The sequence below is a fragment of the Ruminococcus sp. OM04-4AA genome (assembly GCF_003462585.1).
GTDB classification, from domain to species: Bacteria; Bacillota; Clostridia; order Lachnospirales; family Lachnospiraceae; genus Mediterraneibacter; species Mediterraneibacter faecis.
Map to the genome: position 1 here is coordinate 55,584 of NZ_QTZH01000005.1, position 13,341 is coordinate 68,924.

At 42.3% G+C, this 13,341-nt stretch carries 16 protein-coding genes; 12 read left to right on the forward strand and 4 right to left on the reverse strand.

What is annotated here, in order from left to right:
* Positions 1–8: 8 nt before the first annotated feature.
* On the forward strand, positions 9–479 hold the full coding sequence (locus DXB52_RS03020) for a GNAT family N-acetyltransferase (RefSeq protein WP_118106495.1): 471 nt from the start codon (positions 9–11) through the stop codon (positions 477–479).
* A gap of 129 nt (positions 480–608) precedes the next feature.
* On the opposite strand, the gene hcp is transcribed toward DXB52_RS03020, so the two are convergent.
* The gene (gene hcp / locus DXB52_RS03025; protein ID WP_118106497.1) at positions 609–2,213 is read right to left on the reverse strand and encodes a hydroxylamine reductase; all 1,605 of its coding nucleotides are present in this window, start codon (positions 2,211–2,213) and stop codon (positions 609–611) included.
* Positions 2,214–2,230: 17 nt separating this feature from the next.
* Positions 2,231–2,950 (reverse strand): ATP-binding protein, encoded by a 720-nt coding sequence (locus DXB52_RS03030; protein WP_118106499.1) that lies wholly within the window; start codon positions 2,948–2,950, stop codon positions 2,231–2,233.
* Between the two features lie 98 nt (positions 2,951–3,048).
* On the opposite strand from DXB52_RS03030, the gene DXB52_RS03035 reads away from it, so the two are divergent.
* The 10 genes from DXB52_RS03035 (at position 3,049) to DXB52_RS03075 (ending at position 10,746) form a co-directional block, all read left to right on the forward strand.
* Entirely contained in the window at positions 3,049–3,741 is a 693-nt protein-coding gene (locus tag DXB52_RS03035; protein ID WP_117826914.1) for a Crp/Fnr family transcriptional regulator, read from the forward strand.
* Between the two features lie 68 nt (positions 3,742–3,809).
* Complete coding sequence (locus DXB52_RS03040) at positions 3,810–4,301, forward strand: HD domain-containing protein (protein ID WP_117890929.1); 492 nt, start codon at positions 3,810–3,812, stop codon at positions 4,299–4,301.
* A gap of 254 nt (positions 4,302–4,555) precedes the next feature.
* Positions 4,556–5,023: a Fic family protein gene (locus DXB52_RS03045; protein ID WP_472519932.1), complete on the forward strand. Its 468-nt coding sequence runs from the start codon at positions 4,556–4,558 to the stop codon at positions 5,021–5,023.
* 28 nt (positions 5,024–5,051) lie between these two features.
* Positions 5,052–5,258, forward strand: coding sequence for a hypothetical protein (locus tag DXB52_RS03050; RefSeq protein ID WP_055145366.1), 207 nt, complete (start codon positions 5,052–5,054; stop codon positions 5,256–5,258).
* A gap of 29 nt (positions 5,259–5,287) precedes the next feature.
* Positions 5,288–5,965, forward strand: coding sequence for a response regulator transcription factor (locus DXB52_RS03055; protein ID WP_118106520.1), 678 nt, complete (start codon positions 5,288–5,290; stop codon positions 5,963–5,965).
* Positions 5,958–6,857, forward strand: a complete 900-nt coding sequence (locus DXB52_RS03060; RefSeq protein ID WP_118106503.1) for a sensor histidine kinase — start codon at positions 5,958–5,960, stop codon at positions 6,855–6,857. The genes DXB52_RS03055 and DXB52_RS03060 overlap by 8 nt, the downstream gene beginning before the upstream one ends.
* 135 nt (positions 6,858–6,992) lie before the next feature.
* Positions 6,993–7,664, forward strand: a complete 672-nt coding sequence (locus DXB52_RS03065; protein WP_118106505.1) for an ABC transporter ATP-binding protein — start codon at positions 6,993–6,995, stop codon at positions 7,662–7,664.
* Between the two features lie 15 nt (positions 7,665–7,679).
* Positions 7,680–9,977, forward strand: a complete 2,298-nt coding sequence (locus DXB52_RS03070; protein WP_472519924.1) for an ABC transporter permease — start codon at positions 7,680–7,682, stop codon at positions 9,975–9,977.
* A gap of 14 nt (positions 9,978–9,991) precedes the next feature.
* Positions 9,992–10,324 (forward strand): FtsX-like permease family protein, encoded by a 333-nt coding sequence (locus DXB52_RS16550; protein WP_472519925.1) that lies wholly within the window; start codon positions 9,992–9,994, stop codon positions 10,322–10,324.
* 137 nt (positions 10,325–10,461) lie between these two features.
* A complete protein-coding gene (locus tag DXB52_RS03075) occupies positions 10,462–10,746 on the forward strand; it encodes a hypothetical protein (RefSeq protein WP_181989150.1) in 285 nt (94 codons plus the stop codon).
* A 40-nt stretch (positions 10,747–10,786) separates the two neighbouring features.
* Here DXB52_RS03075 and DXB52_RS03080 read toward each other — a convergent pair whose 3' ends face one another.
* Together DXB52_RS03080 and DXB52_RS03085 are read right to left on the reverse strand one after the other, a co-directional pair.
* Positions 10,787–11,251 carry a low molecular weight protein-tyrosine-phosphatase gene (locus tag DXB52_RS03080; protein WP_181982986.1) on the reverse strand — a complete coding sequence of 155 codons (465 nt, stop codon included), beginning with the start codon at positions 11,249–11,251 and terminating at the stop codon, positions 10,787–10,789.
* 52 nt (positions 11,252–11,303) lie between these two features.
* Positions 11,304–12,011 (reverse strand): J domain-containing protein, encoded by a 708-nt coding sequence (locus DXB52_RS03085; protein ID WP_117890588.1) that lies wholly within the window; start codon positions 12,009–12,011, stop codon positions 11,304–11,306.
* A gap of 159 nt (positions 12,012–12,170) precedes the next feature.
* On the opposite strand from DXB52_RS03085, the gene DXB52_RS03090 reads away from it, so the two are divergent.
* The gene (locus tag DXB52_RS03090) at positions 12,171–13,328 is read left to right on the forward strand and encodes a D-alanyl-D-alanine carboxypeptidase family protein (RefSeq protein ID WP_252256001.1); all 1,158 of its coding nucleotides are present in this window, start codon (positions 12,171–12,173) and stop codon (positions 13,326–13,328) included.
* Positions 13,329–13,341 lie beyond the last annotated feature (13 nt).

Genomic DNA, 13,341 nt, shown 5'->3' on the forward strand with positions numbered 1-13,341 from the left:
GAGTAAAAATGATTATCAGAAAAGCAGAAGAAAAAGATATTCCAAGAATTTTAGAGCTATTAAAACAGGTGTTACAAATTCATGCAGATATAAGACCTGATATTTTTATTCCGGATACGACCAAATATACTACAGACGAATTGACAGAGCTTCTGAAAAATAAAGAAAAACCGGTATATGTTGCAGTAAATGAGGATGATGTTTGTATAGGGTATGCATTTTGTCAATTGCAGGAGCAGCCCTTTTCAAATAATATGGTGCAGTTTAAGTCTCTCTTTATTGATGATCTATGTGTCGATCAAGAGGCTCGAGGCCAGCATATTGGCGAAAGTCTGTTTGAATATGTAAAAAGTGAAGCGAAACAGCTGGGATGTTATGAAGTAACATTAAATGTATGGGCAGGAAATATTTCCGCAGAGAAATTTTATGAAAAAATGGGAATGCGAACAAAAGAAAGACAAATGGAGTACATATTATAAGATCGTTTTCATTTCTGGGATTACAATCAATAAAGCCGGTGAAGGATTTTGAATCCCGCATCGGCTTTGTTGAATTTATAGATCACTCGAAAGCTTATGCAACTGTAAAGGTGCTGAACCGTTAAAACTTTATTTGCTATGGTTCAGCAGTGCTTTAATGTCTTCTTCCGGTGTGGTAATAGGTGCAATGCCATAATTCTCCACTAGAAAATTCAGAATATTAGGAGACAAAAACGCCGGAAGAGAAGGACCAAGACGAATGTTTTTGATACCTAAATGCAGAAGCGTTAACAAGATGCAGACAGCCTTCTGTTCATACCAGGAGAGAACAAAGGAGAGTGGAAGTTCATTTACGGAACATCCAAATGCATCTGCAAGTGCCACAGCAACCTGAATCGCACCATAAGCATCATTGCACTGACCCATATCCATCAGCCGTGGCAGACCACCGATTTCTCCCAGCTCAAGATCATTAAAACGAAATTTTCCACATGCCAGGGTGAGGACAATACTGTCAGAAGGTGTCTGTTTTACGAATTCTGTGTAATAGTTTCGGCCCGGTTTGGCACCATCACAGCCGGCAACCAGGAAGAAATGACGGATTGCTCCTGATTTTACAGCTTCTACTACAGTATCTGCATGAGACAGGATAGCCGCATGACCAAAACCGGTTGTCACTTTTGTACCGCCATTGATGCCTGTGAGTATCTGATCTTCCTTGTAACCACCCAGTTCCAGTGCCTTTTCAATAACCGGCGTAAAATCTTTCTTTTCATCGATATGAACAGCACCTGGGAAAGCAACCATTTCTGTTGTAAATACTCTGTCAGCATAGCTGCTTTTTGGCGGCATCAGACAGTTGGTAGTGTAGAGAATCGGAGCAGGAAGATGATCAAACTCTTTCTGCTGATTCTGCCATGCGGTTCCAAAATTCCCTTTTAAGTGAGAGAATTTTTTTAAGAACGGATATGCATGGGCAGGGAGCATTTCACCATGAGTATAGATGTTGATTCCTTTTCCCTCTGTTTGTTCAAGTAAAAGCTGCAGGTCTCTCAGATCATGTCCGGTCACGACAATAAAAGGCCCCTTTTCTATGGTAAGTGTCACATCGGTTGGTTCTGGTATTCCATAGGTTTCTGTATTTGCCTTGTCAAGAAGTGCCATACATTTCAGATTGATTTCTCCTACTTTGAGCACTGTGGGAAGCAGAGTTTCCACACTCTCTCCATAACCAATCATAAACAATGCTTCGCAGAAGAATCGATTCACCTCGGCATCTTCATAATTCAGAACATTTGCATGATAGGCATAGGCTGCCATCCCACGAATCCCGAAAAGAATAAGAGACTTCAGAGAACGGATATCTTCGTTGGCATCCCACAGTTGTTGCATATCGTATTCATCTGTTTTACCGCATGGTGACTGACATTTGCTGCAGTCAGGAACCAGTCTTTCTTTTTCAGCTCTGACTTTTTGTATCATGTTTTCAATTGATGCATCGTCAAAATTCACATTTGTAACTGTAGTAAACAATCCTTCAATTATGATTTGCCCGGTTCTTTTAGAAATAGCAGTTGAACCGTCAACAGCTCTTGCAAGGCTGATCAACGCACCTGTCAGTTCATCCTGTAATCTGGCTGTATCTGCTTTTTTCCCACAGGCGCCGGCATTTCCTGTGCAGCCGGTACATCCGACTGTCTGTTCACACTGAAAACAAAACATTTTCTTATCCATTATTGCATTCTCCTTTTTTATTCTATAGTTTTCCCATCAATACCTATTGTTATAACCTGCCATGGTAAGAATTTTCCACTATTTTGAAGCGCTTTTTTTGCTGCCATCTCCAGACCACCACAGCAAGGAACTTCCATCCTTACGATCGTTACGCTTTGGATGTTGTTATTTTGAATGATTGCAGTTAATTTCTCACTATAATCCACCTGATCTAATTTAGGGCAACCGATTAATGTTACCTTATTCTGAATAAAATCCTTATGAAAACTTGCATAAGCGTAAGCAGTGCAATCGGCTGCGATTAAAAGCTTTGCACAGTCAAAATATGGTGCACTGACTGGTGCAAGTTTAATCTGGACTGGCCAGTTCTGAAGTTTTGATACAGAATCTACGGTTGAAGATGGTTTTACAGACTCAGGTGTTTCTGTCCGCCGAATCTGCATGATTTTAGAACCAGGACAACCGGTGTGCGTAGACATTGCCTGATTTTGAGCAATTTTCTTATTCTGTGCTTCTTTTACGGCTTCTTCGTCATATGCAGGAGCCTCCCTCTCTTCAAAAGAAATGGCACCAGTAGGACATTCCGGGAGACAATCACCAAGTCCGTCACAGAAATGTTCTCTCACCAATTCTGCTTTTCCGTTAATGATATCAATGGCACCTTCATGACAGGCATCTGCACAAGCACCACATCCATTACATTTCTCTTTATCAATTCGAATAATCTTTCTTATCATTTTTACCCTCCGTTTATAGTATTTTACTTTTGTTTCTGTTAGAATCATAGTATAATAAATACAACTTGTATGTTTGATTTCCAACAGGAGGAACGATTTTGAAAAAATATTTGCCTATTCTAAGAAACAGTCCATTCTTCAAAGGTCTTACAGATAACGAAATATTATCCATATTGCATTGTGTAAATGCAACAATAATTTCCAAAGAACGAAATTCTTATGTTTTCAGAGCAGGAGATTCTACTGAAGTAATGGGACTTGTGTTGTCAGGCTGTGTTCTTGTGATTCAGGAAGATCTCTGGGGACATCGGAATATTCTGTCAAAATGCCATACCGGTGATTTCTTTGGTGAGCCATATGCAGCAAGCCCGGGAGCTGTTTTAAATATCAGTGTGATAGCAGATGAGGATTGTGAGATTATTTTCCTGAATGTTCAGAGACTTCTTGTTTCCTGTCCAACTGCATGCGAACATCATCAGAAGCTGATCCGTAACATGGTCAGTGTCCTGGCAAATAAGATACTGATCCTGAACGATAAGATCTCCCATGTAGGAAAACGAACAACCAGAGATAAACTATTGTCGTATCTGTCAGCAGAATCTATCAGACATTCGTCGTTATCTTTTGACATTCCTTTTGACCGGCAGCAGCTGGCAGATTATCTTTGTATAGATCGTGCGGCAATGTCTACAGAGATATCAAAGTTACAAAAAGAAGGCTATCTAAAAACAAATAGAAAACATTTTGAATTGACTGTTTCTAATGACACAGATTCAGGAATAAAAATGTGACATGTGTCACAGAAAATATAGAATCAATTCAAAAGCTATTCTATAGTGCAAGAGGAGGAAGCATTAAAATGATAAATAAATTACATTTGGCAATGATTGAATTATACAGAGGGGATGCAAAGAGGATTCAACATTTTTGTAAAGTACATAGTTATGCAAAATTGATCGCAGAAACAGAAAATGTAGATAAGGAATGCTTGTTTATCATTGAAGCAGCAGCTTTAACACATGATATTGGAATTCATTTCTGCGAAGAAAAATATGGAAACTGCAATGGAAAATTACAAGAAAAAGAAGGTCCTGCAATTGCAGAAAAATTACTCCAAGAATTAGGCTTTGATCAGGATGTATCTGAGCGAGTCCAGTATTTGATTGCACATCACCATACATATAATAATATTGATGAAATTGATTACCAGATATTGGTAGAGGCTGATTTCCTGGTTAATATTATGGAGGATGGTTTATCGAAAGAAGCTGCATTAAAAGCTTATGAAAGTATTTTCAAAACAACATGCGGGAAAATGATTTGCAGGGAGATGTTTGATTTTTGCAGTTGATAATCAGACGAATATTTAGACCAGCTGTGAAGATAAAGCAGCATTTAAATACGGCAAAACAAAAGTAAGATATCACATAATAAAATGGATTTATTGCCGATATTACGGTATACTTATAAAGATAGATTTGTGACTGGAAAAGTGATCGCATGAAGAATGTGAGGTAAATTATGCTTGAAAATAAATTAGGTATTACAGATTCTACAGAATTAGCAAGAATGGAAGAAAAAATCAGTAAGCAAAAAGCGCTTGAAATGTTTGAAAGTGGCTTTTTTGAGACATTAGAACCGGGGACTTATAAAAGTCTTGCATTGATCCATCAATATCTTTTTGATGAGATTTATGATTTTGCCGGTAAATTAAGAAAGGTTAATATTTCAAAAGGAAATTTTAGATTTGCTCCGCTAATGTATTTGGAAACAGCATTACAGAGTATAGACAAAATGCCACAGTCAACTTTTGATGAAATTGTCGAAAAATATGTTGAAATGAACGTGGCTCATCCGTTCCGAGATGGAAACGGCCGTGTAGGCAGATTGATTATGTTTAAGGAATGTCTGAAATATAATATCGTGCCGTTCATTATCGAGGACAATCTGAAGATGTTCTACTACCGTGGACTGAAAGAGTGGAACAATGAGAAAGGTTATTTGACAGATACCTGTCTGACCGCACAGGATAAGTATAAGGCGTATTTGGATTATTTTAGAATTGCATATTAAACGTGATTCAAAGTGAAAAATTTGCGCTTTGAGAAATGATAAAGTTGAACAGGTATCTGAAAAACTGGAAAAACAGATAAATCATCAGCCGCTTTCTGAGTTGTTTGGTCTTGTTGCTGTTACTAATGCGGAAAAAGTAATTCTTGAGCGTATTCAGGAAAAACAGGGACAGATAAAAGAATATTTAAAGAATATTATGGCTGAAATAGCTCTGATAATAAGGAGGAGCGAATGATAGATATAGAAAAAGTGGGAGTGAGATATATGGAGCAATTACTGATTGTTGAAGATGATATCGGTTTGAATCAAGGGTTATGCAAAGCGCTGAAAGCAGATGCTCGGCAGATCATTTCCTGTCAAGACCTAAAAACGGCGAAGGAGCAGCTACTTTGCGGCGGTGTATCCCTGATCCTGTTGGATATTAATCTGCCGGATGGCAGTGGGCTTGAGCTGCTCCGAGAGATCAAGGAAAACATGCCTGGGATTCCTGTTATTCTGCTGACTGCCAATGATACTGATCTGGACATCGTAGACGGATTGGAGAGAGGCGCTGATGATTACATTACCAAGCCCTTTTCTCTTTCGGTTTTGCGGGCAAGGGTGAATACCCAACTGCGAAAGCAAGCGTCAAGCCATAAAAATGCGCCGATTTGTATTGATCTTTTTCAATTTGACTTTGAGGCGATGACCTTTTATGCGGGAGATTCAAAAGTGGAATTGAGTAAAACAGAACAAAAATTACTGCGCCTGCTTGTTGAAAATCGAGGTCGAACCATGGCACGTGGAGACCTTGTAGACCGGATCTGGACAGATGGCGCAGAATATGTGGATGAAAATGCTTTGTCTGTTACGATCAAGCGACTGAGGGATAAGCTTGGTGCACAGAAATACATTAAAACCGTCTATGGAATCGGTTATAGCTGGGTGACAAAAGATGAATAGAACCGGCATTGTGATCATACTGCTGTGTTTTCTGGCGGCGGTAGCTGTTGTGTTATGGGAGCGGAGAAAGGCCAGAAAAACGATGGGAGAAATCGAAAGGATGCTGGATGCTGCCATGACCGGCTCCTTTTCTGAAACCACTTTTGATGAAAGTCAGCTGTCTTCTTTGGAAACAAAGTTTGCACACTATCTTTCTGCAGCAGAAGCATCTTCTCGAAATGTAGCGCAGGAAAAAGACAAAATCAAATCCTTGATTGCGGACATTTCCCACCAGACGAAAACGCCGATAGCAAATCTGCTGTTATACAGCGAGCTTTTAATGGAGGAAGCGCTGCCTGTATCGGCGAAGGCAAATGTCGAGGCGCTGTACAAACAATCGGAAAAGCTGCGATTTTTGATCGATTCTCTCGTAAAACTTTCCAGACTGGAAAACGGAATCATTTCACTTGCCCCTCAGCAAGCAGCGCTACAGCCACTGCTTGAAAGCGTAGTAGAACAATATACCGCCAAGGCTTCTGAAAAAGGATTGTCTTTGCAACTGCAGGATACCGATGCTTTTGCTGTATTCGACTTCAAATGGACAGCGGAAGCGCTGGCTAATATCGTAGACAATGCCATTAAATATACGGAGCATGGCACAATCAGGATTTCTGCTGTAAGTTACGAAATGTTTGCAAGGATCGATATATCGGATACTGGCACAGGCATTTCGGAAAGTGAGCAAGCGAAGATATTTGCTCGCTTTTACCGCTCAAATAGTGTGCAGAAACAAGAAGGTGTGGGCATTGGCTTATATCTTGCCCGACAGATCATATCCGGCGAGGGCGGTTATATCAAGGTTGCTTCCGTTCCGGGAAAAGGAAGTGCGTTTTCCATATTTCTGCCGAAATAACAACAATTCTTTCAAAACTGTTAGATTTTTTTGCGCCCTCGCAAGAATGTGGAAAGAATCCTATGCGATAATCTGTATGTGTAAAAGGATTATTTCCTTTCATACATACAGATTTTTTCATGGAGGTACTCATTTATGGAAGTTTTACAGGCAAAAGACCTGAAAAAGATTTATGGCTCCGGCAATAACGCAGTTCATGCGTTGGATGGAGTTGATTTAAGTGTGAAGAAGGGCGAATTTGTTGCAATTGTCGGCACATCCGGCTCCGGAAAATCCACGTTGCTGCACATGCTGGGCGGGCTGGATCGCCCTACAAGCGGTACGGTCATGGTGGACGGACAGGATATTTTCTCCCTGAAAGAGGAAGCGCTGACCATCTTCCGCCGCAGAAAAATCGGCTTTGTATTTCAGAGCTACAATCTTGTTCCGGTGCTGAATGTATATGAAAATATCATTTTACCCATTGAACTGGATGGTGGAAAGGTAAACAAGAATTTTGTGCAGCAGATCGTGCAGACGCTTGGACTGAGCGACCGCTTGGATGCGCTGCCAAATCAGCTCTCAGGCGGTCAGCAGCAGCGTGTGGCAATCGCCCGTGCTTTGGCGGCAGCACCCGCTATCATTCTGGCAGATGAACCGACAGGTAATCTGGATTCCAAAACCAGCCAGGATGTATTGAATCTTTTGAAAGTCACCAGTCAAAAATTCGCCCAGACAATCGTAATGATCACTCACAACGAAGAAATTGCGCAGATGGCAGACCGCATTATCCGTATCGAAGATGGTCGGATCGTCTCCGAGAACTAACGGGAGGTGGCTACGATGAATGTCAAAAACAGAAAATGTATTCGAAAGCTCAGCTTAAAATCTCTTTATGCAAATCGGCGCCGCAATCTGATTGCAATTTTTTCCATTGCGCTGACAACGCTGCTATTTACGTCCATGTTCACCATTGTCTTGTCATTGAACGCCAGTTATGAAACCTACCAGTTTCGGCAGGTAGGCGGCTATGCACACGGCACCTTTAAGGATGTTTCCCCCGAGCAGGCGGAACGCATCGCTACCCACCCAAAGGTGAAGGCTGTGGGGGCACGGAAGGCAATCGGTATCACTGCGGATGGTGTCTTTTCCAAAACGCCTGCAGAAATCAGCTACATGGATGCCAACTGTACCAAATGGAGCTATGCCACCCCAACTACCGGGCGGATGCCCGAAAGCGGCAAAGAGGTGGCTATGGATACGACAGCGTTGCAGCTGCTTGGTGTGACACCGGAACTGGGCGCCGAGGTCGCGGTTTCATATTCCATCACGGACAAAGATCAAACCGCCTTTACTGTAACAGATACCTTTACGCTAGTAGGCTATTGGGACTATGATGAACTAATGCCTGTTCACTACATCAACATCAGCCGTGATTACGCAGATGACATCGAAGCGCAGGCAGTGAAAACAGGGTTACAGCCTTTCCGCACCGATTTGAATGTCATGCTGGCCTCCGGCATAAATATTCAAGGGCAGATGGAGCAGGTGGATACCGATCTTGGCTACACCTGGGACAGCTATACTGATCCCAACAGCGTCCGAATCGGCGTCAATTGGGGATATACCTCATCCCAGCTGGAGTCGCAGCTCGATCCAGAGCTGATAATTGCCATAGCAGCTTTTTTGCTGCTGGTGATTTTCACGGGGTATCTTATCATCTATAACATTTTTCAGATCTCTGTTGCAGGGGATATCCGGTTTTACGGACTTCTGAAAACCATTGGCACAACGCCCCGGCAGCTCAAACGCATCATTCGCCAGCAGGCACTTCTGCTTTGTCTGATCGGCATTCCGGCGGGGCTGCTACTGGGCTACGGCATCGGTGCTGTTCTGATGCCTGTTGTCTTGCGCTCCACCAAGTTGGATGCAGGCATCACCACCATCAGCACTTCGCCTGTGATCTTCCTTGGTTCCATGCTGTTTGCCCTGTTGACGGTGCTCTTGTCCTGTTCCAAGCCTGGAAAAATGGCAGCCAAGGTCTCTCCGGTGGAGGCTATCAAATATACGGATGCAATGCAGACTAAGAAAAAACAGCGCAGCACCCGGGGAGCCAAGCTCCATCAGATGGCCTTTGCCAATCTGGGACGAAACAAGAAAAAGACGGTGCTGGTGGTGTTGTCTCTGGCACTGTCGGTGACACTGTTCAATGCGCTGTGTGCTTTTGTGGGAGGCTTCAGCATGGAGAAGTATGTATCCTCCATGACCTGCGCCGATTTTATCGTCAGCACTCCCGACTATTTCCATTTCAACCCGGCAGATGAATTCATCACGCCAGAACAGATCGAGGAGATCGCAGCAAACACAAAGGCCAGTCTTTCCGGCACGGGATATGCTGTGCGAAAAACCGCATACCTGTGGATGACGGAGGATGCTCTGCGGCAGAACTATGCAAGGTACGAAAGCGCCGAGCAGTTGGACAGCCATATGAGCCGTCTGGAGCACCGGGGCAATATGGTGATGGGAGATAGCAGAATCGAGGCTCTGGATAACAGCCTGTTTGACAAGCTGCAAGTGTTCGACGGAGATATTTCTCCTATGCTGAAGCCGGACAATAACGCCATTGCCATTGCGGTTTCTTTGGATGATTACGGCAATCTGCCCAATCCTGAATACTACCCCAAGGTGGGAGACACGATTACCGCTACCTATGCGGATGATGTGAAATATATCGACAGCCGCACAGGAGAACTCTGCACCGAAGATACACCGGAGGAGTACCTTCAGGCAAAATTGTATGGAGCCAGAGATGTAGAGTACACGGTATGCGCTTTGGTAGAACTTCCGTATTCCATGGGTTATCGTTATGGTGGTGCTGGCTATGATGCAGTTTTGTCTGTGGACACCGCACAGAGGGACAGCGGTGGTGCGACCATTCCGATGCTCTACCTGTTCGACACAGCGGACGAAGCTGACGAGGCCGAAGCAGAACAATATCTATCGATGCTCACTGCCGGTGAGTTTTCGCCCTTGATGTATGAAAGCAAAGCTACGGCTCGCTCTGAGTTCGCTCAGTTCCGACAGATGTTCCTTCTGATAGGTAGTATCCTCTGTACTATCATTGGCTGGTGGGACTCTTAAATTTCTTCAACGCCATGATGACCGGTATTCTTTCCCGCCGCCGTGAATTTGCTGTGCTTCAGGCTGTAGGAATGACGAACCGGCAGCTTAAAACCATGCTGATCTACGAAGGATTGTTTTACGCTATGTCTTCCGTAGCGGCGGCCTTTATTCTGTCGCTGGCGGTGGGACCTCTTGCAGGGAAAATGCTGGGCAGTATGTTCTGGTTCTTTGAGTATCAGTTCACCGTTCTGCCTGTCCTGCTGACAATTCCGGTATTTCTTCTGCTGGGGTTGCTGATCCCCTGCATGATGTATGACAATGCAGCAAAATGCAGCGTTGTAGAGCAATTAAGGGATGCTCAATAACTGTTAAACCAAGGGTTGGAAGGCATAGACGGTTAGAAAATAACCCACGGGATTTTATGCAGATATTACATGTAAATATAGATGATTTTTTGGACGTAACATGATAGAATGGTTACAACAAAAAAAGGAGAACACCCATGAAACCAAGAACAGAAATCAGCATGCAGCTCTACAATCTGATGATGGAACGAGGTTACCCGGAGAATTTATGTGATCTTGTCACCAGAAATCTGAATACCGATTATACAGCAACAAGGATGATCGGATATTTATCCCATTATTCTGATTTGCCGGATGTAGAAGTTGTGGATGAAATGCTTGCTATTTTAAGTGACCGTAACGAGCTTATCAAGAAAAACGAATCTGAACAGGCACAGGCCAGGATCAGTGAGATTTACAGATTTGGATTAGATATTAAATAAAAGTGGAATAGATAAGAGGGAGCAAAATCTGCCCCCTCGATTATTTTTGCTCTAAAATATAAGCCAATAAAGCGTCGCATCCTTCATTTACGTCTCTGTAAGTTGCATCAAAATTCCCAGTATACCAGGGATCTGCGATATCAGCGTCTTTCCGTGATGTGTAATCTAAAAGTTTAGAAACCTTACCGTCCGGATCACCTTTAAGCATGCGGTTAAGATATTTTATATTAATCGAATCCATACCTATGATATAATCGAAATTATCATAATCGGAAAATGTAATCTGTTTTGCACGATGTGGTACTAAAGGAATTCCAACTTCTTTTAGTTTGTTTACTGTACCTCTATGCGGTGGATTCCCGATTTCTTCTGTGCTTGTCGCAAAGCTGTCTATTACAAACTGATCACTCAATCCTTTTTCTTTTACCTTATAGGTAAACACGCTTTCGCTTAAAGTTGATCTGCAAATATTTCCCCAACATACAAATGCTACTCTTATTTTCATGATGTACCTCATTCTTCTAAATAAATATACCGGAAATATTTCTCCCTGTCTCTTATGCCTCCAATGCATAGGAAAGAAGCTTTTTCAAATTGTGATGAAACTGACGTTTATATGCATGTATTTTTTTCTTCTCAGAAACGGAATAGTGTTTCTCCACGTAGATATCATATCGTTTAAACATGCTTCGGAAATCCGTATCCTGTTTTTGTCCCCAACGGACCAGTACCCAGTTCATGGCATCTATATTCCAGTATTCGCTTGGAATTCCTGCCATTTTCAATGTGGTGATCTGGCGCATTGCCTGCATGGAAAGACGGCTGAGCTGGCGTTCACGGTGCATCTCATCCGGATCATTTTTCCCAAGTTTTTTCATTAATTTTTGAGAGAGTGTCTTTGTCTTGGAAGCACGCTCCATTACACGAACACTTTGATCAATGATATCCTGGAGCTGCACTGCTGCATTCCAGTAAGTCACGAAAGAAACGGATTCTTTCTCATCTTCCGGCGTAAGTTTAAATGTCTTAAAAACACGGTCTGTAACTCCAAAAATTTCCAGATTATAAGCTTTTCTTTTCGCCGGATTGGAAAGAACCCGGTAGGCTTCCAGAATCTCCTGCATAAAAGCAGTTGTATCTATATCTTTATGCATATTGGCATCCGGATGGTAGACCTTAGCCAATGCATTTTTCGCTGAAGTAATTTCTTCCAGAGTCGCATCTCTGGATACACCTAAGATATCGTAATAAGTGCGTGAGCTCATTTTGACCTCCTAATATTAGATTCCATTTTTCTGAAATCACAGAAAATGGACAGTACTTCTAATATACGCCTGTAAAATTGAAAAGTCAATTCTCTCCAGACATATTTCCTCTCCATCGCTACTATACTGGTAAAAGAATAGTCCATGGGGGAATTGCAGATGAAGAAAGGTTTTACAGTGATTCTACTGGGTGTTTTTCTGCTGTATAGGATTGCATTTCCAACAACTGTAGTCCACGCAGAAGAAGTAGAAATAAGTGCGCCGTCTGGTATTCTTATGGAAATGTCTACGGGAACGGTTTTATTTGAAAAAGATGCAGATACTGCGCGGCCACCGGCAAGTGTTACAAAGATCATGACAATGTTGTTAATCTTTGATGCATTAGAAAACGGAACCATATCACTTGATGATGAAGTGTCAACTTCCGAGTATGCAGCTTCTATGGGAGGATCTCAAGTATTCCTGGAACCTGGAGAGATGCAGACAGTAGGTACGCTGCTAAAATGCATTTCTGTCGCAAGCGCAAACGATGCATGTGTAACTATGAGTGAATGTATCTGCGGTAATGAACAAGAATTTGTAAAACAAATGAATGCGCGGGCAAAAGGACTTGGAATGAAACATACAAACTTCGTAAACTGTAACGGATTAGATACAGATGGCCATGAGATGAGTGCCAGAGACATTGCACTCATGTCGCGGGAACTGATGACCAAATATCCGCAGATAAAGGACTACTGTACAGTCTGGATGGAAAATATCACGCATACAACTGCCCGTGGTTCTTCAGAATTTGGCCTGACGAATACAAATAAACTGATCCGGCAGTACGAATATGCGACTGGTCTGAAAACCGGATCCACCGGAAAGGCAAAGTTCTGTGTATCGGCAACGGCAAGTAAGAATGGTGTGGATCTGATCGCAGTAATTATGGGCGCTGAAGATTCAAAAAGCCGTTTTAAGGATGCGGTAACCTTATTGAATTATGGATTTGGGAAATGTCAGATTTATAATGCAAAAGAGCAGAAACTGCCAGAGGTTCTGGTGAAAGGTGGCAAAGAAGATCATCTAAAGATTCAATATGAGGAAGGATTTACTTATGTAGATACGGAAGGATCCGATTTATCGAAAGTAGAAGAAGTAACAGAAATTCCAGATGAAGTAAAAGCACCTGTGAAAAAAGGGGACACAGTTGGCCGGATTTGTTATCGGATAAATGGGAAAGAAATTGGATCCACAAATCTGATTGCCGCAACACCTGTGGAAAAGGCGGATTTTGGAGATTATCTAAAAAAGATTTGGAAGAAATTATTATAACACTTGTCGGGAA